A 23,467-nucleotide genomic window follows, 5' to 3' on the forward strand; every position below is an offset into this window, starting at 1 on the left:
AACCCGGCTAAAGCCGGGTTTCTTTTATGCCAAAACTTTTTATAATAACGTTGGTTTAATATTTACATCTATAAATAAACATTAACTAAACACACAACACTATGAGAAGCTTATTGTACATTATCGCGGTTATTTTAGTAATAGGATGGATCTTCGGATTCTTTGTAAACCATGCAGGCGGTTTAATCCACATTTTATTAGTAATAGCGATCATCGCTTTAATATTAGGCGTAATAAGAAGAGCCTGATATATGTATTAAATACATAGCCATCAGCTTAACGCTGGTGGCTTTTTTTGTTTATTAGTGCCTCGGCGATGGTAATGTCCTCAGGGAAGGTGATCTTGATGTTACTGTAGCTGCCTTCAATAAGCGTTATAGCAACGCCGCTTTGTTCTACTACCGATGCATCATCAGTAAAATTATTTGTATAGGGCTGCTCGTACGCTTTTTTTAATATTTCAGATTGGAAGGTTTGAGGCGTTTGCACCAGGTATATGTTATCACGATTTATACTTGTAGATACGCCATTGTTTACCTGCCTTATCGAATCGCGGCTTTTAACAGCTGTTACGGCGGTTCCTTGGCTAAAAGCACATTGGTAGGCTTCGTCTATAATTGTAGTGCTTACAAGAGGCCTTACGGCGTCATGTACTGCAATAAGTGCATTCTCATCCTCAATTGTGTCTATTGCGTTTTTTACCGAATGGAAACGTGTTTCGCCACCGGCAATGATAGTGTGAGGGATAGAGAAAGAATGTTTGCGGCACAACTCTGACCATAACTCGTGATAGCTGGTATGTAGCGCCAAAATAATTTGAGGCGATGAATTACTATCCTTAAAAGCCCTGATAGTATGCATTAGTACAGGCTCGCCGCAAAGTTCAATAAACTGCTTAGGCAATACCGATTGCATCCTGCTGCCTGAGCCACCTGCTACGATGACTGCGTATGTGGATTTCGGATTTGAGATTTCGGATTTCGGATTTGAGGATTGCATGTGCCGCTAATTTACAGTTTGATAAGCAAAAAAAAGTCATTCCGGTTGGGAATGACTTTTTGTATGATAAATCCGACAGCCCAATTATATGATCAGCATCGCGTCGCCGTAGCTGTAGAAACGGTATTTTTCTTTTACCGCTACTTCGTAGGCGTTCATCACGTGATCGTAACCACCAAATGCTGCAACCATCATCAATAAGGTAGATTCCGGTGTGTGGAAATTCGTGATCATGCAGTTGGCGATACTAAATTCGTACGGCGGGAAAATGAATTTGCTGGTCCAGTCATTAGCAGGTTTTAAGATCTTACCTGCAGATACGGCCGATTCAACCGCGCGCATAGATGTTGTACCTACCGCGCAAATGCGGTTTTTTCTTTCGATACCGCGATTAACTATTCTTGCTTGTTTGTCTTCAATGATGAATTGCTCGGAATCCATTTTGTGTTTGGTCAGGTCTTCAACCTCAACCGGGCGGAAGGTGCCTAAACCAACGTGAAGTGTGACCTCAGCAAATTCAACACCTTTTAATTCAAGGCGTTTCATTAGCTCGCGGCTAAAGTGTAAGCCTGCTGTAGGGGCGGCAACAGCGCCTTCATGCTTGGCAAATATGGTTTGGTAACGTTCTTTATCGTCGGCAGTTGCCTTGCGTTTTATATATTTTGGAAGCGGTGTTTCGCCCAGGATCTCCACATTGCGCCGAAACTCCTCGTCGGTACCGTCAAAAAGGAAACGGATGGTGCGGCCACGTGAAGTAGTGTTATCTACAACCTCTGCAATAAGCAGGTCGTCGTCGCCAAAGTAAAGTTTGTTACCAACACGTATTTTGCGGGCAGGGTCAACCAATACATCCCAAAGGCGTAATTCTTTATTTAATTCGCGAAGCAAAAATACTTCGATGGTAGCGCCGGTTTTTTCTTTGTTACCATACATACGCGCCGGGAATACTTTGGTGTTGTTCAGGATCATTACATCCTGGTCATCAAAATAATCCAATACATCCTTAAATATTTTATGCTCAATTTTACCAGAATCGCGGTGTAAAACCATTAAACGGGACTCGTCACGTATATCTGACGGGGAATGAGCAATTAATGATTCGGGTAAATTGAATTTAAATTGAGATAATTTCATGCTAATATATATGAATTTTCAGGGCGCAAATGTACGGAATTTTTGTTATTTTTCACGCTTTTTTTGATAGGGTTATACTGTTAATAGTAAAAGTGAAAATTACTGTAACTTAAGTGGTTTAACACAGTCTAACAAATACTGTTTTAAAACAACGTTAAATCAATACCAGGCGCGCCTGGTTACATCAAAATAACGATATGATCATACTTAAACTTATTCGTGAAAGTTTCCTGTTCGCGTTTGACGCGCTTAGGCAAAATAAGCTGCGTACCATGTTGTCGTTATTGGGGGTAACCATCGGTATTTTTACCATCATCGCGGTATTCTCAGCAGTTGATACCTTGCGTAACAATCTGCAAAAAAGCGTAAATAAATTAGGTAGTAACAGCATATACGTACAAAAATGGCCCTGGGTAGGCGAGGACAACTTCCCCTGGTGGAAGTATATGCAACGCCCGGTACCAAAATTACGCGATTTTGACCAGCTAAGCCGCCGCAGCCAAACAGCCAAAGCCCTTTCATACGAAATAAGCATAGATAACCGTACCGTTAAATACCTTAGCAACACTGTTGATGGCGCGCAAATAGATGCCGTATCTCACGACCATGATAAAACCTGGAACTTCGATTTTCAGGATGGCAGGTACTTTACAGATATTGAATCGCGCACGGGCGCGCCGGTAACCGTTATTGGCGCTGATATTGCTGATGCGCTTTTTCCCGGTGGTACTGGTGTTGGCAAGCAAATAAAAATTATGGGCCGCAAGGTTACTATTATCGGTGTTTTTGCGAAAGAGGGGAAAGATATTTTGGGCATTACCAGCGATAACGAGATTCTGTTACCGCTAAATTTCGCAAAAAACGTAATTGATATTGAGAACGAAAAGTATAACCCGCAAATAGTTGTACGCGGCCAGGATAACCTGAGTGATGTAGAGGTGGAAAGTGAAGTGCGTGGATTAATGCGTTCTATCCACAGCATCCGCCCGGGTGGAGAGGATGATTTTTCGCTTAATAAATCAACCATCCTTACCAATCAGCTCGACCAGTTATTTGGTATTGTAAATATTGCAGGGGCTATCATTGGTGGCTTCTCGATACTGGTAGGTGGTTTTGGTATCGCCAACATCATGTTTGTATCTGTAAAAGAACGTACCAACATAATCGGGATCCAAAAATCGTTAGGGGCAAAAAACTACTTTATATTGCTTCAATTTTTAATAGAAGCGATATCATTATGCCTTATGGGCGGGCTTATAGGCCTATTCCTGGTTTACCTGGGAACGCTTGGCGTAAAGGCTGCATCCGGCATAGAGGTAGTACTTGATTCAGGCAATATTATATTCGGTATTGGAATATCGGTAGCCATCGGTATGATATCGGGTATCGTTCCCGCCTGGTTTGCCTCAAGGCTTGACCCGGTAGAGGCCATAAGAACTAATTAATTTGAGAGGGATGCAACGCCAATACCGCATCCATAAATTCCTTCATCGTAATACCCCTTAAAACCCTGTTAAATTATCCACGGGTATTACAACCTTACGGTGTTTTGATACCGTGTCAAACAGGACATCGGGTACAAAGGGTTTGGTGAGGTAATCGCACATGCCTGCTTCGTAGGCTTTGCTATGCGTTTCGGGCATGGCATCGGCGGTAAAGGCTATAATAGGGATACCCGGTTGACTTTGTTTGATAATCCTGGTAGCTTCAAAACCATCCATCACAGGCATTTGCAAATCCATTATTACCATATCGTAGCTATTGGCGCTTACCATGTCAACTGCTATCTGGCCGTTAATAGCCTCGTCAACAGTGGCCTGCCACTTCTTTAAGAACTTGGAGGCAATCATCAGGTTCATCTTATTATCATCAACCACCAAAATATTCATACCGTTAAGGTTTGGCGGCAATACAATATTTTCAATAGCGCTGGTATGTTCCGGTTCGTTAACAGGCATGGCAGTTTTAAATCGGATACTGAATGTAAAGCGGGTGCCTTTACCCAGATCACTAAGCACGTTTATGCTGCTTTCGTAAAGCTCGATAAGGCGTTTGGTGATGGCAAGCCCAAGGCCGGTACCACCATAATTATGGGTGATGGTTTGTGGCCCTTGTATAAACGGATCAAACACTATGGCCATATTTTCGGCAGCAATACCAATGCCCGTATCGTTAACCGTAAATTTGATGATCACCTCATCATTACTAAAATGCTCTTTTTCAAGCAGAATGCTCACTTTTCCCTCGTGTGTAAATTTAACAGCGTTGCTTACCAGGTTTATCAATATCTGGCCAAGGCGCGTTTGGTCGCCCATTAGAAATTCGGGAATGCTTTCGTCGGCAATCAACTCGATATCCAGGTTTTTTTCAACCGCTTTTGCATAGAACGACTGCTTTATGTTTTGCGCGAGCTGATGGATGTTGAACGGTATATTGCTCAGCTGTAGCTTACCGGCCTCTATCTTATTATAATCTAAAATATCATTTATGATCGCAAGCAGGTTATCGCTGCTAAATTTTAACGTGTTCAAATACTCTAACTGCTCGGGCTTAGGGTTTTCTTCTAACAGTAAATTAGTTGTACCGATAACCGCGTTCATCGGCGTACGAATCTCGTGACTCATTATAGACAGAAACTCCGATTTAAAGTGCGACGAGCGCTCTGCCTGTTCTTTGGCAGAGATCAGTTCCTGCCTTACCTTTTGCTGTACGGTGATATCCTCGCCAATGCTGGTAGTTTCTTTAACGTTTCCATTCTCATCATAACTAACTGTGTTTTGCCAGCTTATGGTTCGCAGTTCGCCATCGCGGCATATAATAGGGTTAACGTAATGCGCCCGTATGGAGTTGTTTTTAAACCAGCCGGTAAGAATGTCTTTATGTTCATCGGTCACAAAGTGCTCCATCCAATCCATACCCAATATTTCCATTTGGCTGTAGCCAAGCAAGTTTGCCAGATATTTATTACAAAAATTCACTTTACCATCGGCATTTAATGATACTGCCGCCAGTTTAATGGTTTCCAGCACCAGGCGGTATTTATTTTCTGTACGCCGGTAATCAATCTCGGCTTGTTTACGCTGTGTAATATCCTGCAAGGTGCCAATGATTTTGCGCACGCTGCCATCTTCGCGGTACATAAGTTTACCCGTAATAACGCTGATGTGCTTAACATTACCCTTTGAAGTAATAATACGGTACTCATAAGATGAGCCGCTATTTTCGCTGCTTTTAAACAGGTGCTTTACAATATACTTATCATCGGGGTGGATGTGGTTTAGCAGCAAACGGCCATAGCGCGATGCCGAACCCTTGTATCCTTCAACCTCATGAATTGAATTAACCTCGTCGCTCCATTGCAGCATGTGGGTAGTGCAATTGTATTTCCAGTTACCAATTTTGGCAATGGTTTGGGCTTCTAATAACTCGGCCTGGCTTACTTTTACAGCTTTTTCGGTCAGTTTAGATTCAGTAATATCTTGTATAATGCCTACTACACGTTTAAGGCTGCCGTCTTGGTTTTGCGATATTTCTCCGCGCAGTATCCTAAGGAATTTAAGATTGCCTTGTGGCGTTATCAACTTATGCTCCAGGCTGTTTTCGGTAACCGAATTGATATTTGTAAAATAGTAAACAGCAGATTCCTGATCATCCGGGTGCACCAAACTCATGTAAAATTCAAACCGGCTTAGGCCCTCGGGGGCTTCTTCAACCTCCATTATTTTAAAAAAGCTTTCAGACCAGTAGTTCTCTTTGGTTTCATCGTCGTACCACCAATTACCGGTTTTGGCAATATCCTGAGCCTGCAGCAACAGGTTCTTGTTTTCTACAAGGGCATCGGCATGTTTCTTTTGTTCGGATATATCCGTTACAGACACTGAGATGCGTTTGGTATAATTGCCATGAACATCAAATACCGGCGATGCCTTGGCAACAAACCAGCCCGGCTCGCCATAAACCGATTGAAACTCTACCGTGGTGGTTTTTTGATAACGCATTACATCTTCATACACTTCATCAAAAGGCTTAGCCCTCTCGGGGCCAATGGCTTCTATAATCGTTTTATTTAAGAACGCATCCACTGTTAAATAATCGGGGCTGTTGGGGCCAAACCATACATTTATACAAATGCGGTTCTCATCAAATTCAAAAATAGTGTCGTTAATAGAGCTGATCAAAGCGTGCATTTGCTGCTGGCTGTTACGCAGCTTCTCGGTATTAGTTAAAAGCGATTCGTTAAGCTGTACTATATTGGCCACCGCTTTTTTAAACTGCATTTTATAAGCCAGCATCACTAAAAAAGATACGTAAGCTATAACGGTGAAAATGCCGAGTAATACTATCAATATAGTAACAGATATGGCAACCTTGGGTGCTGTGTAATAAGCGGCAACTACTGCTATAAAGTTTACCAGGCTAATGCTTACAAATTCGCGCCGTTGCTTGCAGAACAACGATAAAGCGATAAATATGGTGATAGAACTAAAAACATAAACGTGCGAAAATCCGTTTACACTAAGCAGTACAAAATTGTTTACAAACAGGTATGAGCACATGGTAACATAAACCATGGCTTTAAAAAGGCCTTTATTTTTACTGTATGATAAACCCAATGTTAGCAAGCAAAAAGCGCAGTTAACAGCGCGCAGCCAAAGCGGGTCGTAAGAGTTTTCGAAACATAGGTAATGTAGCGATGGGCTGGCTATTAATAAGCCCAATAAAATAAGCCTGTATATGGTTATGTCGTTTTCAACTAATAGCAGTGCCCTGTTTTTAAATGACATATACAGTAGGGGAAATTTTATTTAAGCCAAACAATATTGGGGATTTACCCATAATTACTTAATAAGAATTTTACAAAGAGTAAATATATCTTACAGGGCATTAATACGCAGATTTATTTACATTTGTTGCAAATACATATTTTTTCTATGTCTGAAACTGCACAATTAAAGATTGGTGATAAAACCTACGATTTGCCGGTGATAGAAGGTACCGAGGGCGAAAAAGCTATTGATATTTCTAAACTGCGCGACCAAACCGGTTATGTTACTTTAGATATTGGTTATAAAAATACCGGTGCTACCAAAAGCGCCATCACATTTTTAGATGGCGAGGTAGGTATTTTAAAATACCGGGGTTATTCTATAGAGCAACTGGCAGAGAATTCGACCTTTACAGAGGTTGCCTACTTGTTAATATATGGCCAACTGCCAACTGCCGATCAGTTACAGGCTTTTGAGTTTGAGATAAGCCACCATACCCTTGTACACGAGGATATGAAGAAATTTTTTGATGGGTTCCCTTCGGGTTCGCACCCAATGGGGCAGTTATCATCATTAATTGGTGCGTTAGCTGCATTTAATCCTGCATCGTTAAAACCAGGCTTATCTGCCGAGGAGATAAACGTAGAGATCATTAAGCTGATCGCTAAAATGAGCACGATAGTCTCGTGGATCTACAAAAAATCGTTAGGGCACCCGGTTATTTACCCGCGCAACAAATTAGATTATGTGACAAACTTTATGCACATGACCTTTGGCCAGCGTACCGAGGATACCGAGATTGACCCGGTTGTAGTAAGCGCGATGAATAAACTGTTGATACTACATGCCGATCACGAGCAAAACTGCTCTACATCTACCGTGCGTATCGTTGGTTCATCAGATGCTAACCTGTATGCTTCTATATCCGCAGGGATCTCTGCACTTTGGGGCCCGCTGCATGGTGGTGCTAACCAGGCCGTTGTAGAGATGCTGCAGAAAATTAAAGAAGATGGCGGCGACGTAGATAAATGGGTTGCTAAAGCTAAAGACAAGAACGATCCTTTCCGCCTGATGGGTTTTGGTCACCGTGTGTATAAGAATTTTGACCCACGCGCCAAGATCATTAAAAAAGCTTGCGATGATATCCTGGAGAAATTAGGCATCAACGACGAAACCTTAGAGATAGCCAAGAAACTGGAAGAAGTTGCCCTTAGCGACCCTTACTTTGTTGAACGTAAACTTTACCCTAATGTAGATTTTTACTCGGGTATCATTTACACCGCGCTTGGTTTCCCTACAGAAATGTTCACCGTATTGTTTGCCTTAGGCCGCCTGCCGGGATGGATTGCCCAGTGGAAAGAAATGAAAGCCAACAAAGAACCTATCGGTCGCCCGCGCCAGATCTACGTTGGCGAAACTGATAAGGATTATACTGATATTAAAAACAGGTAAGAGTACTCGCGGAGGTAACTCACCCCGACTACGCTACGCTGGTCGACCCTTTCTGCTTTGCAAAGGGGGTATGAAGAGAAGCCCCTCTTTCCGCGCAGCGAAGAGAGGGTGATCGAGCGAAGCAAAGACCGGGTGAGTAAACTAACCCGCATACACATTATCCCAAGCCCGCCGTACGACGGGCTTTTTTTATACAAAAGATGACGCCACGCGAGATACTAAAACAATATTGGGGACATGATAGCTTCCGGCCGTTGCAGGAGGAGATCATTACGTCGGTATTGCAGGGTACAGATACGCTGGCCTTGTTACCTACAGGTGGTGGTAAATCGATATGTTTCCAGGTGCCGGCGCTGGCTATGGATGGGATCTGTATTGTGGTATCGCCGCTTATCGCGCTGATGAAGGACCAGGTAGAAAACCTGAAAGCCAAAGGCATCGAGGCAATAGCTATCGTATCAGGCATGGGCAAGCGAGAAGTGGATATCGCTTTGGATAATTGCGTTTACGGCCCCGTGAAGTTTTTATACCTATCGCCCGAGCGTTTATTATCTGATCTGGTGCGCGAACGGATCAAGTACATGAAGGTAAACCTGTTCGCGGTTGATGAGGCGCACTGTATTTCGCAATGGGGGTATGATTTCCGCCCATCGTACCTGCACCTTTCCGATCTGCGGGAGTTGCACCCCAATGTGCCTGTACTTGCCCTAACAGCAACCGCAACTGCCGAGGTACGCGATGATATACAAGAAAAATTGCTTTTTAAGAACGGCATTGTTTACCAGCAAAGCTTTGAGCGTAATAACCTGCGCTACGTGGTTCAAACCACCGAGGATAAACTGCGCAAGCTATTGGATGTTGCACACGGCATTAGCGGCAGCGGCATAGTATATGTGCGCAGCCGAAAGGAAACTTTTGACATTGCCAAACATTACAATCAGCATAACATCAGCGCAGATTATTACCACGCTGGTTTGCCCAGCGACGAGCGCTCTGCCAAGCAAGAGGCCTGGAAAGATAACCGCACCCGCATTATTGTAGCTACTAATGCCTTTGGGATGGGGATAGATAAACCCGACGTTAGGTTTGTGATACATAAAGATATGCCCGATAGCCTGGAAGCTTATTACCAGGAAGCCGGCAGGGGAGGGCGGGATGAGAAACGCGCATACGTAATACTATTATATAACCCAACCGACAGGCTTAAGCAGGAGAAGCGCTTCGTCCAGAACTTTCCATCTGTGGAAGAGATAAAACAGATCTGCCATTTTTTGGCTAATTATTGCCAGATAGCTTATGATGCCGGCGAAGGTATAAGCTTTGACCTTGACTTGGGCGAGTTTTGCAGCCGTTTCCAGTTAGATGCCATAAAAACCATCAACGCCCTCAAGTTTTTAGAGCAGGACGAATATGTGGCTTTTAACGAAAGCGTGTTTCTGCCGTCGCGGTTTAGGTTTGAGGTACTCAACGAGGAGCTTTATAACTTCCAGATCCAAAACCCTGGGTGGGATCCGTTCATTAAAACGCTGTTGCGATCATACGGAGGTTCGTTCGAGAATTATGTGCGGGTGAAGGAGTACGATGTAGCCAAACGCACCGGCATGAACACCCAGCAGGTGATAGATGGCTTAAAGCAATTACAGGATTTTAACCTGTTGAGCTATCTGCCGCAAACCGATAAACCACAGATAACCTGGCTTAAGCCAAGGCAGCATGCCAATAACTTATATATTAATAAGGTATTTATAGATCAGCGTAAAGAAACCTATCGCCAAAAAATGATAGCCGTATTTGCTTATGCTGAGCATAAACGCTGCCGCAGCCAAATGCTGCTTGGCTATTTCGACGAAACTAATGCCCCCAAATGCGGCGTATGCGATGTTTGCCTGGAAGAACGCCGCCAAAAAAATGCCGACGAGATCTTTGATGATATCACTAACGAGATAGTACAGCTGCTAAGTACAGATGCCTACGCCATAGATGAACTGATCACCTCCATAAAACTTGGTACCGAAAAAGAACGCATCGAAACTATCCGCCTGCTGCTTGATGCCGGCAAGGTGAAGACCGATGGCGGGAATTACTATTTGTAGGGTATTCCTATAAAAATATAGCATTAAGCAGTCTTTAGTCAATTGTCATTAAAATCGGCGTGACGATAAAACGCCACAATTCACATCTTCCCGCCCCTGTTACAGGTTGCCTCAAAAAAAAATTGCCATTTCGCCGTCACAATCGGGGCGTTTACCGACGTAATCGGGGTGTACATCTATTTGGCTCAAAACGGCTGTAACGTTTGCCGGATGGGGGTGTCATATGGGTGTATTTAAAAACAAGAAAATAATTAACACACTCACATTCAAATAATAATAAAATGAAAACTTCAGTTTTAACCATAGCAACCATCTTCGCATTAGCATTAGGCACAGTAACATCAACCTTTGCATTTGTTACAAACAACAACAACGAAGAAGTAAGCACAGTGCTTACCAATGTTAGCAAGATCAACAAAATAGAATTACACGGAAACGTGGAACTGTTCGTATCAGACGGCAGCGCAGATGAGGTGAAGGTTTACAACAAGTACTACGCAGAAAGCGCTTTGGTACAAAACCAAAACGGTACGTTACGTATCTCATCATACACGGATAAAAAATTAGTGGTTTGGGTAAAAGCTGCCGATCTGCAATCAATTGTGGCCAACGATAATTCATCAGTAAAATCATTTGGCAGCCTGCAGAAATTAGACCTTGATGTAACGCTTAACAATAACTCATCTGCAGATTTGAACCTCGACGCTTATAAAGCAAGCATCAACGTAAATGACCGTGCTAACGCAAACATCAGCGGTACCGTTAACGACTATAACCTGGTACAAGACCAGTCTGCGACTGTTAACCACGCAAACCTGGCTGCTGCTAACCGCAGCAAAACAGTAACCAACAAATTTGTTAAGGCTAACGTATCAGAATTAGCCATACTGTAAGTACTACTTTTGCAAAAGTTCAACATATATTTTAGGAAGCCATCGCCAAAAGCGGTGGCTTTTTTTGTGGTTCACCCCAGCCCTGTCCAAATCGCAAGTCTCAGAACTTACTCACCCCGACATTGCTTCGCTCGTCGACCCTCTCTTCGCTGCGCGAAAGAGGATAGGAAAATAAGGGAGTTGTCTCATTAATTCTTGTCTCTTGTTTTAATTCTTGTCTCTTGATCTTGACTCTTCTCTTTCCAACATGCAAATTCCCCGCCCTTTCACCGACTGTTTTATACCCTTTACCGACATAAACCCGCACTGTATCTAATACACCCAAAGTGTCTGTAACGTTTATGCGGCACGGTCGTCATATAGGTGTATTTAATAACACAACACAACTTATAGTATTCATAATCAAAATATTAATAAAATGAAAACATCAATCTTCACCATGGTAGCCGTAATGATTATGGCAGTGGTAACCACAACAAACACCTATGCAAACGTTAATGATAATAATGACGAAGCCGTAACCGTATTAACTAACGTAAACAAGATTAACAAGATCGAAGTTCACGGAAACGTTGAACTGTATGTATCTGATGGCACTGCCGACCAGGTTAAAGTTTACAACAAATACTACTCAGAAAGCGCCCTTGTACAAAGCAAAAACGGTTTGCTAAGGATCTCATCTTACAAAAACCAAAAATTAGTGGTTTGGGTAACAGCCGCCGACTTGCAATCTATCAGCGCTTATGATAATGCTGAAGTAAAATCATTTGGTAAATTAGAAAAGTTAGATCTTGAAGTTAACTTGTACAACACCGCAACTGCCTACTTAAATGTAGAAGCCTACAAAGCAACCGTAAACGTTAACGACAACGCCAAAGTGAACTTAACCGGAAACGTAAACGATTACAACTTAACCTGCACCCAACCTGCAAACGTTAGCCATAAAAACTTTGTAGCCGTAAACACCACCGCGCAAACTACCAGCGTAGCCATAGCAAAGGTTAAACAAAGCGAATTAGCAAATTTGTAATCAACAGCACTGCTGCACAAAAGTCCTTCTTATATCAAAAAGCCGTTAGATAATCAGCGGCTTTTTTTACTTTTAGTGTAACTTCAACCCATAAATCATCGTCCAAAAACTAAACTGATAAAACATGAAAAACTTAAACTTTAAAATAGTACTGCTGGTAGCAGCCTTATCAATCACATTGTTCTCATCGTGCAGGCGGTTCAGGTGTATAAAGGGCAATGGCAGCCAACGTACCGAAGCCCGTAAAATGACAAGCTTTACCAAAATAGATGTATCTGGCGGTTACAAGGTTGTTTTAAAACAGGATAGTACCGAATCTATTTCCATCACTATTGACGATAACCTGTTCAAATACGTAGAAACTACTGTTGAAGGCGGTACCTTAAAAGTACACAGCCGCCGTAATATTTGCCCAAGCGGCGAAAGCGTATTGGTTATTGGTGTTAAAAACCTGGAGGCAATTGGCGCATCTGGCGCGGTTGATGTAAGATCAGAAGGTCGTTTAAATGTTAAAGACCTTAATATCGACCTATCCGGTTCAACTAAAATCGACCTTGACCTTAGTGCCGGGAAAGTACACACAGGCGCAAGTGGTTCAAGCGAGATCTATTTAAAAGGCCAGGCGGCATCACACGATATTGATATGAGCGGGTCTGGTAAGGTGGAGGCACTTGATTTTGTGGTAGGTAAATATAAGATCAGCACATCGGGCGCGAGCGAGTGTAAAATAAATGTTTTGAACGAGTTGGATGTTCATACCAGCGGCTCGAGCGATATTCAATACCGTGGTAACCCTTCAAAAGTAAACAACGATCAATCCGGCGCTTCATCCGTTAAAAAAATAGACTAGTACACACAGGTTTTATTAATGATACCATATAACAAAGACGGCCCTGCGCCGTCTTTGTTATTTAAGAGCAATATTAAATGTAAGGTGGTGCTATATGCCTATGTTAAAACAGTTAAGCTGTTTAAAAACAACTTTGTTAAATTTCAAAGCAACCAGAGGGCATAACTAAATTCAAAATAAATTTATACTTTTGCGCCTCTAATTTTGTGCGCCTAAGGGCTGTACTATGAATAAAGATTAACTAATAACAGGTAAAAAGATGAATATATCACAGGAAAAAATTGATAACCTGAATACAGTTGTTAAGATCAACATCAACCCGGAAGATTACCAGCCACGTGTTGAAAAAGCAATGAAAGACCAGGCTAAGAAAGCGAAACTACCAGGCTTCCGCCCGGGTATGGTGCCGGTTGGTCACATTAAAAAAATGTATGGTAAAAGCATTTTGGTCGATGAGATCAACAACATGCTATCTGATACTTTAAACAAATATTTAGAGGAAGAGAAACTTGAAGTATTAGGCCAGCCTTTACCAAAAGTGGATGACAAGAAAGAGTACAACTGGGATTTTGCCGATAACTTTGAATTTAACTACGAAGTTGGTTTGGCGCCCGAATTTAACATCGATTTTTCATCGAAAGATAAAGTGACCCAATACGTAATAAAAGTTGATGAGAAAACATTAGCATCACGTATCAAAAATATCCGTCGCAGCTATGGCAAAATGACAAATCCTGACGTATCGGCAGATGATGACGTTCTTTATGCTGAATTAACGCAACTTTCTCCGGATGGTTCTGTTTTTGAAGGAGGCATAAGCAATATCACGTCTGTACGTTTAGATCAGATCCAGGACGAGGCGATCAAAAAATCGCTGCTTGGTTTGAAAAAAGGCGACGAGTTGGTATTTGACATCAACGCGGCTTTTGATAACGACGCGGCCAAGGTTGCCGGTTTATTAAAAATTGAAGAAGATGAAGCGGCTGACTTAAAATCCAACTTTAATCTAAACGTTAAAAATGTTAACCGTTTAGAAGAAGGCGATTTAAACCAGGAGTTCTTTGATAAATTATTTGGTGAAGGTGTAGTTACCGACGAGGCCGGTTTTAGAGCTAAAATTACCGAAGAGTTAGAAATGATGATGACCCAGGATGCCGAGCGCAAACTGCAGGACGAAATTTACAACTACAGTATTGGTAAAGTTGATTTTGAACTACCTGATGCATTTTTAAAACGTTGGTTAAAGGCTACGAACGAAAAACTGACCGGGGAAGAATTGGAAGGCGGTTACAACGATTTTGCAAAAAATCTTAAATGGACGCTTATCGAAAATAAGTTGATGAAGGAAAACAACATCGATATTAAATACGAGGAAGTGTTTGAGTTTGCAAAAGGCAGTTTAGACCAACAGTTCCGGATGTATAGCCCACAGGCGTTAACCGATGAGCAGTTAGGCCAGTACACTGTGCAGTACCTTCAAAATAAAGAAAATGCTAACAAAGTATTTGAACAAGTAAAAGCGCTAAAGGTGTTTGATTACATTAAAAGTGTTATTACGCTTGATAAAAAAGAGATCTTATTCTCTGATTTTAACAAGCTTGCTGTATAAACAGTAAAGTTCAAATAACATATTACCAAAAGCATTTGCCCAACAGCAAATGCTTTTGTGTTATAGGCCCCCCCTAAACCCTCTCCGAAGGCTTTAAAGAGATTTTTTAAAGTTTCCCCTTACGGGGGAGATTTAGAGGGGGCTCGTTTTTTTACTTTCACCAAACTAAATAGTATAAAATCTATTCAACTAAAAACTATATTTATTGCGGGCTAATCAGCCCGTGCCATAACAACTAAATTAAATACACATGAACAGTAATCCAGATAAAAACGAATTCAGAAAATATGCTGTTAAACATCACCGTATCAGCAGTACTTATGTAGACAGGTTTGTTGGCGGTGTAAACCGTAACAGTATGCCAACGGGTATTGTAAACCCGCCAATGGGTTACACGCCTTACATTATAGAAGAACGCCAGTTAAATATTTCTCAATTAGACGTGTTTTCGCGTTTAATGATGGACCGGATCATTTTCCTGGGCGATCCTATCTATGACCAAAACGCAAATGTTATCCAGGCGCAATTATTATTCTTGCAATCTGCCGATGCAAAACGCGATATCCAGCTTTACATTAACTCGCCGGGTGGTTCTGTTTATGCAGGATTAGGCATTTACGATACCATGCAATTGATTTCAAATGATGTAGCTACTATCTGTACAGGTATGGCAGCATCAATGGGCGCGGTATTATTATGTGCCGGTGCCGAAGGTAAACGCGCGGCATTGCCACACTCTCGTGTAATGATTCACCAGCCATCGGGTGGTGCACAGGGCCAGCAGTCTGACATTGAGATCTCTTACCACGAGATCACTAAATTGAAAAAAGAATTGTACCAGATAATTGCTGACCACAGCGGTGCATCATACGACAAAGTTTATGCAGCATCAGACCGTGACTACTGGATGATTGCCGAAGAAGCTAAGGAATTTGGTATGATAGACGAAATATTAAAAGGCAATAAAACAAAATAAAAATAAAATCAGTAGTAGTGAATAGTTGATTAAGTTGGTCGTATGGTGTAGTTAATAATAACGTTCACGAGCAACTTAATCAACCACTTACTTAAAATTGGTTTATAAAAAGCCAAATCCTTATCTTTGATAAAACCTTATAAAATGAACAAGAACAGCAAGGAGATCAGGTGCTCGTTTTGCGGCGCCGGCAAACAGGACTCCCTGATGCTGATAGCAGGGCTCGACGCGCACATTTGTGATAAATGCGTTGACCAGGCTAACGAAATACTGGCCGAAGAACTAAAGGTGCGCAAAGTAAAAGCTTCGCCCGCGGTGCCTTCTATGCTTAAACCTGCCGAAATAAAAGCACACCTCGATCAATACATCATAGGCCAGGACGATGCCAAGAAGGTATTATCAGTTGCGGTGTATAACCACTATAAAAGGTTAAACCAACGTATTGATAAGGATGAGGTAGAGATAGAAAAATCTAATATCATTATGGTGGGCGAAACCGGCACAGGTAAAACCTTGCTGGCAAAAACGCTTGCCAAAGTGCTTAACGTTCCTTTTTGCATTTGTGATGCTACCGTACTTACCGAAGCCGGTTACGTAGGCGAGGATGTGGAAAGCATCCTAACCCGTTTGCTGCAATCTGCAGATTATGATGTGAACACTGCCGAGCGTGGTATCGTTTATATTGACGAGGTTGATAAAATTGCCCGCAAAAGTGATAATGCGTCCATTACCCGTGATGTAAGCGGTGAAGGTGTGCAACAAGCCTTATTGAAGATACTGGAAGGTACTATGGTTAACGTACCGCCGCAAGGTGGCCGTAAACACCCGGATCAGAAAATGATAACGGTTAATACAAGCAATATCCTTTTCATTTGTGGTGGTGCATTTGATAGCATCGAAAAAAAGATTGCTAACCGTTTGCGTACCCAAACGGTGGGTTACAAAATGAAACGCGACGACAGTGAAATAGATATGAAGAACCTGTATAAGTATATTACTCCGCAGGACTTGAAATCTTTTGGTTTGATCCCTGAGTTGATAGGCCGTTTACCGGTATTAACTTATCTTAACCCGCTTGACCGCGAAGCGTTGCATAACATATTGACCGAGCCTAAAAACTCGTTACTTAAACAGTACAAAAAACTGTTTGAGTACGAAGGCGTGAAGCTTGAGTTTGATGTTGATGTGCTTGATTTTATTGTTGATAAGGCAATGGAGTTTAAACTTGGCGCACGTGGCTTACGCTCGATATGCGAGGCTATTATGATTGATGCCATGTTTGAGTTTCCATCACAAAAAGATGTGAAGCGTTTAAACGTAACGTTAGAGTACGCGAGAGACAAATTTGAGAAGAGCGACCTTAAAAAGTTAAAGGTAGCTTAACAATTATTTGATAGTATAAAAGTATTTTCGTATATTACACACTAACCCTGGTGAAAACACACCGGGGTTTGCTGTATAAAAAGGTTTTATAGCCTTAAAATACACATACATACACACAAAAAAGAGGACAAAAAAGATGAACGAAGAATTAGACGTAAAGAAAGATGACCACACAAACCCATCAAAAAAGATCAAAGAAGTTTCTACCCCGGTAAAATCGGGTTTAAAAACCAAAGAAGCCATTGTAGCCAACTGGCTGCCCCGGTATACCGGCCGGCCGCTTGATGCCTTTGGCGAATATATTATCCTGACAAATTTCTCCAAATACCTGCAGCTGTTTTCTGAATGGCATAATAACGAGCCTATCATGGGCCTGGATAAACCAATGCAAAGCGTAACAGCCGATGGCATAACCATCATTAACTTTGGTATGGGCAGTTCGGTAGCTGCTACCGTAATGGACCTGCTAACCGCCATACATCCAAAAGCCGTAATATTTTTAGGCAAATGCGGCGGCCTTAAAAAGAAGAATAACGTAGGCGACCTGATACTGCCTATAGCTGCCATAAGGGGCGAGGGTACATCAAACGATTACTTACCCCCGGAAGTGCCTGCACTGCCATCATTTGCGCTGCAAAAAGCCATCTCGACAACTATACGTGACCAGGCCCGCGATTATTGGACAGGTACCTGCTACACCACCAACCGCCGCGTTTGGGAACACGACAAAGAGTTTAAGAAATATCTGAAAAGCCTGCGCGCCATGGCGGTGGATATGGAAACTGCAACCATCTTTACAACCGGTTTCGCCAACAAGATCCCTACAGGTGCATTGCTGCTGGTATCAGACCAACCGATGATCCCTGAAGGTGTTAAGACTGCCGAAAGCGACAGCAACGTTACCACTCAGTATGTAGAAACACACCTGCGGGTAGGTATCGAATCTTTAAAGCAACTTATAAACGGCGGCTTGACGGTTAAGCACCTAAAGTTTTAAAGTGTAAGGCGGTTTTAAGTAAATAAAGAGTGGTTTTACTATCGGTTTGTCGCCTGCAAGTAACTACTAATTATTCAACTACTCACTTTCATCATTAATTATTAATTTTGTACCTGTCCTGTTAAACCTACGGGATAAGTAGATAATATAATATGTGGCATAATAATATACTCGAAACCATTGGTAATACCCCTATGGTGAAGCTTAACAAGATAGTAAAGGACATCCCTGCTACTGTTTTGGCTAAGATAGAAACAACCAACCCGGGCAACTCCATTAAGGATCGTATGGCCCTTAAAATGATAGAAGATGCCGAGAAAAGCGGTAAACTTAAACCCGGCGGCACAATTATAGAAGGCACATCAGGCAACACCGGTATGGGTTTGGCTATAGCGGCTGTCATTAAAGGCTACAAGTGTATTTTCACGAGTACCGATAAACAATCGAAAGAAAAGTTTGATGCGCTGCGCGCTTTTGGTGCGGAGGTTATCGTTTGCCCTACTAACGTTGAGCCGGAAGACCCGCGTTCGTACTATTCAGTATCATCACGTCTTGAGCGCGAAGTACCTAACTCATGGAAGCCCAACCAGTACGATAACCTGAGCAATTCGCAGGCGCACTACGAAAGCACCGGCCCTGAGATATGGGAGCAAACCGAAGGTAAAATTACCCACCTAATAGTAGGTGTAGGAACAGGCGGTACCATATCCGGCACGGCAAAATTTTTGAAAGAAAAGAACCCGGCTATCCAGATCTTGGGTATTGATACTTACGGCTCGGTGTTTAAAAAGTATAAAGAAACAGGCGAATTTGATAAGAACGAGATCTACCCATACATCACCGAAGGTATTGGCGAAGATTTCCTTCCGCAAAACGTTGATTTTAGCCTGATAGACCACTTTGAGAAGGTAACCGATAAAGATGCTGCACTAATGACCCGCGAAATAGCCCGTAAGGAAGGCATTTTTGCAGGTAACTCAACCGGCTCTGCAGTTGCAGGTTTATTGCAGATGAAAGATAAATTTAAAGAGGGGGATATTGTGGTGATCATTTTCCCAGACCATGGTACCCGTTACCTGGGCAAAATGTATAACGACGATTGGTTGCGTGACCGCGGCTTTATCAAAGAAGAAAAGCTTACCGCACGCCACATCATCAGCAAGAAAGAAAACCAGGAGATAGTAACTATAGATTGCGAAAAGACTGTTCTGGAAGCTATAAATACGATCAAATCGCTTAACATAAGCCAAATCCCGGTTACCCAAAAAGGTATGGTTATTGGCAAGATAACCGAAAGTGATATCCTGGATTCGCTGATAGAGAACCCCGGCATTAAATCACAGCCGATAAAAAATATCTCGACCGCGCCATTCCCTTTTATAGATTTGAATACATCTATTGATAAGATCTCCGGCATGATCAACAAGGACAATATCGCCGTGTTGGTTGAGGATGACAATGGTAAGATCGAGATCATCACCCAGTATGACATCATTAACGCGATATCTGCTTAGATCGTAATTATTACCGAAAATAAATTAGTAATAGAGACGCGATTTTTCGCGTCTCTATTTTTATCATTTAACCTCTCCTGTTAAACATTCATCTGGCCACTGTATATTAAATATTCCACAGGTATTGGTGCTATATTCTGTCATGTACTTAAATCAAATAGTCCTGATTGTTAATCGTTTATGAATATTCACGATGTTCACGGCCGTGAACGTGAACATTATACCTGTAGTATGGGAAGTAAGAGCGGAGGACGTTCTTACCTAATTTAATCTGCACATTTGCATATCCACGCATCTGCATATCTACATCACCACTTCTTAAATATCACGAACACCGCCAATACTATTAGCGTAAATCCTACCAAGTGGTTCCAGCCAAGCTTTTCGGTTTTGAAGAACACGACGGTGAATACCATAAACATGGTGAGCGTAATAGCTTCCTGTATGGTTTTAAGCTGAACTAATGTGAACGGCCCACCATCTTCTTTAAAACCCGCGCGGTTTGCCGGTACCTGGAAAAGATATTCGAAGAACGCCAGCCCCCAGCTGATGAGGATAATTGAGAATAGGCCAAGATTTTTCCCCCAATCATATTCCTTAAATTTGAGGTGCCCGTACCAGGCAAACGTCATAAACATATTAGATATGGTGAGGAAAAGGATAGTTTTTACTCCGCGCATAGTTGATCAGAATTTACAGAATTGGAAGATTAACAGAATTACAGCGCTATAGTTTTATTAGCTGAATTACTGCAATCTTTTCTTAGCCAACTCTGCTTTATAAATCTCGTTTAGCTTTGGCGATGGGTTGGTGATCAAATATATTCTTGACCCATGTTCGAGGGCTAAAGGGTTTAGTACCTGGCCCGTTTCGCGGTAACTTTCTACGACTTTGCTAAGCCTGCGTTCAACGTTGTCATCATCGTCCACATAAATAATGTAGTGCGCGCTCAGGCTATCGGCCGCCCATAGCTGGAAACTGCTGTTTAGGCTGGTAACCTCAGGCAAGTTGTATTTATGCCTGTAATGATGCAACGCGCCCGCCTGTCCATAGTTGTCGGCAAACAGCTGCGTGTGTTTTTGTTGTTCAGGGGTAAGGCTGTGGTAAGTGTCGGCAGCTTTTTTAGCCATTTCGTCCCAGCCCAGCATGTCGGCGTAATCTTGTGTTAGGGGGTGTTGTTTCTGGTCTTCCCATTTTGTTATGAAACTCAAAAAGGGCATACGGCGCTCCGCGTTTTTTATGAAAGTAACTGTTCTGTCTAACGGTAATATGGGTAATACCAATGGCAGTAAAAGCAAGTTTGGAACTACAACAATCAACACAGCAACCGTGCGTAATATGTAATAAGTGCGTTTCAGCATCCGCTCTAAAGCGAAACCACCGGCGGCAAACAGCATAGGGTAGGCGCCAAAAAGGTAATAGCTTTTGCCGTTCATCTCCAGTAAAAACAAAAATATCAGGACGTAGGCAATTGCCAGGTACCTAAACCTGCGCAGCTTGAACGAGAACAATAAAAAGCAAAACCCGGTGACCCAAACAAGTAACGCGACGCCGTTTACCAACACCTGCTGCATTACAAAATCCTTAGGTTTTACATAGTCCAACTGGGTTTCGCGCAATTCCTGCATGTGGTGGATAACCGGCAAATGATGCGCGAATTGCCAGATAATATTGGGCAGAAATATCAGGATGGCTATTAATGCCGAATAAGCAACATGTTTGTTAAAAAGCAGCTTCCGCTCGCGGCTTATCAAGATTCCCACTATAAGCGATGCGGTGAAAAACGCCATGGTGTACTTGGTAAGCATGCCAACACCCACAGCCACACCAAGCCAATACAGGTATTTTACGTCGGCAGTGTTGAGGTATTTGGCAAATAACCAAACCGTTACCACCCACCAAAGCTGATCGAATACCACGGGTTGGAACAAATAACCGCTTGCCGCGAAGGCAGGGGCAAAGATCAACGCTAAACAAGCGATGGTGATGGCATACCTGCGGCCACCAAGCTCGGTGGTTATCTGACCGGTGAGCCAAATTATTAAGCCGCTTGCTATGGTGCTGAAGATGCGTGCCGCGAAAACAGAATCGCCAAAAATATTAAGGGTGATTTTTGCCAGCAAGGCAATAAAAGGTGGTACTTCTTTATAGCCCCAATCCAGGTGATCGCCTAAAACCAGGTGTAAAAGTTCATCGCGGTGAAAGCCAAAATTGCTGATGGCAAAAAGGTTCAGGATGATTTTTAACGCAACAAAGATCAGTATAAAGGTAGAATACGATGACCTCCGGTTTTTATAAGGCATTATTGGCTATTGGTTGGTTGCCATAAAAATAGTATAAAAACGAATAATATCGAATGTTGAATTTTGAGCCCCGAAAAACGAAGTGTAAAGCCACTCCATTATTCGGGGTTCAATGTCTCGTGTGATGATATTTTAGACGCGTTTTATATCGGCACCAAGCGCGATCAGGCGCTCATCGATGTTTTGGTAACCACGTTCTATCTGTTCGATATTATAAATGGTAGACTGGCCTTGTGCCGAAAGCGCAGCGATCAGTAATGATACACCGGCACGGATGTCAGGTGAGGTCATGGAGATGCCACGCAGCTGCACCATTTTATCTAAACCAATAACGGTTGCGCGGTGCGGATCGCAAAGGATGATATTGGCACCCATATCCAGCAATTTATCCACGAAGAATAAACGGCTCTCAAACATTTTTTGGTGAATCAATACCGATCCTTTTGCCTGTGTGGCTACTACCAGCACAATGCTCAGCAAGTCGGGGGTAAAGCCCGGCCACGGCGAATCTGCAACGGTTAGTAACGAGCCATCTATGAAGGTATCTATCTCGTAATGGTCTTGCGAGGGGATGTAAATGTCATCGCCACGGCGCTCCAGTTTAATGCCCAGGCGTTTAAACACGTCAGGTATCATACCCAGTTCGTCGTAATGTACATCCTTAATGGTAATCTCGGAACCTGTCATGGCAGCAAGGCCTATGAATGAACCGATCTCTATCATATCAGGAAGCATGCGGTGCTCGGTGCCACCAAGTTCGGTTACGCCTTCAATAGTTAGCAGGTTTGATGCGATACCGCTGATCTTCGCGCCCATGCGGTTAAGCATTTTGCAAAGCTGTTGCAGATAAGGTTCGCATGCGGCGTTGTAAATGGTGGTTGTACCTTTTGCCAAAACTGCTGCCATCACAATGTTAGCCGTGCCGGTTACCGATGCCTCATCAAGCAGGATATAGGTACCCTGCAGGTTTGATGCATCTACATTGTAAAAGCCGTTGTCGGGGTTGTAATCAAAACGTGCGCCCAATTTTTCGAAACCCAAAAAGTGGGTATCTAATCTACGGCGGCCAATTTTATCGCCACCCGGTTTTGGGATAGATGCTTTACCAAACCGCGCCAACAGCGGGCCTAATATCATAATAGAACCGCGCAGACCGCCGCCCTTGGTTTTAAAAGCTTCCGAAGTGAAAAAATTCTGGTCTATTTCTTTGGCTTCGAAAGTGCAGGTGTCGCGTGATATGCGGTTAACCTCAACACCCATGTCGCCCAGTAACTCAATCAGTTTGTTCACATCCTGTATATCTGGGATGTTGCTGATGGTCATTTTTTCGTCGGTTAATAAAACCGCCGCTATAATTTGTAATGCTTCGTTTTTAGCGCCCTGTGGGATGATCTCGCCTTTAAGCTTTTTACCGCCCTGTATTTCGAATGCGTTTCTCATTTAGTTAATGGTTGATGGTTGATAGTTC

Annotated in this window: 18 protein-coding genes; 12 read left to right on the forward strand and 6 right to left on the reverse strand. The window is 42.6% G+C overall.

Features of this window, described 5'->3' with window-relative positions; genetic code table 11:
* Positions 1-101: 101 nt before the first annotated feature.
* Positions 102-248: a lmo0937 family membrane protein gene (locus ABIB39_RS10115; protein WP_354429576.1), complete on the forward strand. Its 147-nt coding sequence runs from the start codon at positions 102-104 to the stop codon at positions 246-248.
* 28 nt (positions 249-276) lie between these two features.
* On the opposite strand, the gene ABIB39_RS10120 is transcribed toward ABIB39_RS10115, so the two are convergent.
* Positions 277-999: a 2-C-methyl-D-erythritol 4-phosphate cytidylyltransferase gene (locus tag ABIB39_RS10120; RefSeq protein ID WP_354429578.1), complete on the reverse strand. Its 723-nt coding sequence runs from the start codon at positions 997-999 to the stop codon at positions 277-279.
* 84 nt (positions 1,000-1,083) lie between these two features.
* Positions 1,084-2,133, reverse strand: a complete 1,050-nt coding sequence (gene queA / locus ABIB39_RS10125; RefSeq protein WP_354429580.1) for a tRNA preQ1(34) S-adenosylmethionine ribosyltransferase-isomerase QueA — start codon at positions 2,131-2,133, stop codon at positions 1,084-1,086.
* Between the two features lie 197 nt (positions 2,134-2,330).
* On the opposite strand from queA, the gene ABIB39_RS10130 reads away from it, so the two are divergent.
* Positions 2,331-3,578: an ABC transporter permease gene (locus ABIB39_RS10130; protein WP_354429582.1), complete on the forward strand. Its 1,248-nt coding sequence runs from the start codon at positions 2,331-2,333 to the stop codon at positions 3,576-3,578.
* Positions 3,579-3,635: 57 nt separating this feature from the next.
* Here the strand turns inward: ABIB39_RS10130 and ABIB39_RS10135 are convergent, their stop codons facing one another.
* Positions 3,636-6,917, reverse strand: a complete 3,282-nt coding sequence (locus ABIB39_RS10135; RefSeq protein ID WP_354429584.1) for a PAS domain-containing hybrid sensor histidine kinase/response regulator — start codon at positions 6,915-6,917, stop codon at positions 3,636-3,638.
* A 147-nt stretch (positions 6,918-7,064) separates the two neighbouring features.
* Between ABIB39_RS10135 and ABIB39_RS10140 the strand changes: the two genes are divergently transcribed.
* The 10 genes from ABIB39_RS10140 to ABIB39_RS10185 all read left to right on the forward strand — a co-directional run bounded on the left by ABIB39_RS10140 (position 7,065) and on the right by ABIB39_RS10185 (position 19,696).
* Positions 7,065-8,351: a citrate synthase gene (locus ABIB39_RS10140; protein WP_354429586.1), complete on the forward strand. Its 1,287-nt coding sequence runs from the start codon at positions 7,065-7,067 to the stop codon at positions 8,349-8,351.
* 200 nt (positions 8,352-8,551) lie between these two features.
* The gene (locus ABIB39_RS10145) at positions 8,552-10,444 is read left to right on the forward strand and encodes a RecQ family ATP-dependent DNA helicase (protein ID WP_354429587.1); all 1,893 of its coding nucleotides are present in this window, start codon (positions 8,552-8,554) and stop codon (positions 10,442-10,444) included.
* A 281-nt stretch (positions 10,445-10,725) separates the two neighbouring features.
* A complete protein-coding gene (locus ABIB39_RS10150; protein WP_354429589.1) occupies positions 10,726-11,337 on the forward strand; it encodes a GIN domain-containing protein in 612 nt (203 codons plus the stop codon).
* 418 nt (positions 11,338-11,755) lie between these two features.
* The gene (locus ABIB39_RS10155) at positions 11,756-12,367 is read left to right on the forward strand and encodes a GIN domain-containing protein (protein WP_354429591.1); all 612 of its coding nucleotides are present in this window, start codon (positions 11,756-11,758) and stop codon (positions 12,365-12,367) included.
* 124 nt (positions 12,368-12,491) lie between these two features.
* Positions 12,492-13,217 carry a head GIN domain-containing protein gene (locus tag ABIB39_RS10160; protein WP_354429593.1) on the forward strand — a complete coding sequence of 242 codons (726 nt, stop codon included), beginning with the start codon at positions 12,492-12,494 and terminating at the stop codon, positions 13,215-13,217.
* Between the two features lie 259 nt (positions 13,218-13,476).
* Entirely contained in the window at positions 13,477-14,826 is a 1,350-nt protein-coding gene (gene tig, locus ABIB39_RS10165) for a trigger factor (RefSeq protein WP_354429595.1), read from the forward strand.
* Positions 14,827-15,076: 250 nt separating this feature from the next.
* Complete coding sequence (locus ABIB39_RS10170) at positions 15,077-15,802, forward strand: ATP-dependent Clp protease proteolytic subunit (RefSeq protein ID WP_354429597.1); 726 nt, start codon at positions 15,077-15,079, stop codon at positions 15,800-15,802.
* Positions 15,803-15,946: 144 nt separating this feature from the next.
* Positions 15,947-17,185 (forward strand): ATP-dependent Clp protease ATP-binding subunit ClpX, encoded by a 1,239-nt coding sequence (clpX, locus tag ABIB39_RS10175; RefSeq protein ID WP_354429599.1) that lies wholly within the window; start codon positions 15,947-15,949, stop codon positions 17,183-17,185.
* A 136-nt stretch (positions 17,186-17,321) separates the two neighbouring features.
* Entirely contained in the window at positions 17,322-18,182 is an 861-nt protein-coding gene (locus ABIB39_RS10180; RefSeq protein WP_354429601.1) for an AMP nucleosidase, read from the forward strand.
* A gap of 152 nt (positions 18,183-18,334) precedes the next feature.
* Entirely contained in the window at positions 18,335-19,696 is a 1,362-nt protein-coding gene (locus ABIB39_RS10185) for a pyridoxal-phosphate dependent enzyme (protein ID WP_354429603.1), read from the forward strand.
* Between the two features lie 308 nt (positions 19,697-20,004).
* Here ABIB39_RS10185 and ABIB39_RS10190 read toward each other — a convergent pair whose 3' ends face one another.
* From ABIB39_RS10190 to murA, 3 genes are all read right to left on the reverse strand, one after another.
* Positions 20,005-20,376, reverse strand: coding sequence for a DMT family protein (locus ABIB39_RS10190; protein ID WP_354429605.1), 372 nt, complete (start codon positions 20,374-20,376; stop codon positions 20,005-20,007).
* Positions 20,377-20,442: 66 nt separating this feature from the next.
* The gene (locus tag ABIB39_RS10195) at positions 20,443-21,999 is read right to left on the reverse strand and encodes an ArnT family glycosyltransferase (protein ID WP_354429607.1); all 1,557 of its coding nucleotides are present in this window, start codon (positions 21,997-21,999) and stop codon (positions 20,443-20,445) included.
* 132 nt (positions 22,000-22,131) lie between these two features.
* The gene (gene murA, locus ABIB39_RS10200) at positions 22,132-23,439 is read right to left on the reverse strand and encodes a UDP-N-acetylglucosamine 1-carboxyvinyltransferase (protein WP_354429609.1); all 1,308 of its coding nucleotides are present in this window, start codon (positions 23,437-23,439) and stop codon (positions 22,132-22,134) included.
* Positions 23,440-23,467: the final 28 nt, after the last annotated feature.

The organism is Mucilaginibacter sp. UYP27 (assembly GCF_040547175.1).
Taxonomy (GTDB): domain Bacteria; phylum Bacteroidota; class Bacteroidia; order Sphingobacteriales; family Sphingobacteriaceae; genus Mucilaginibacter.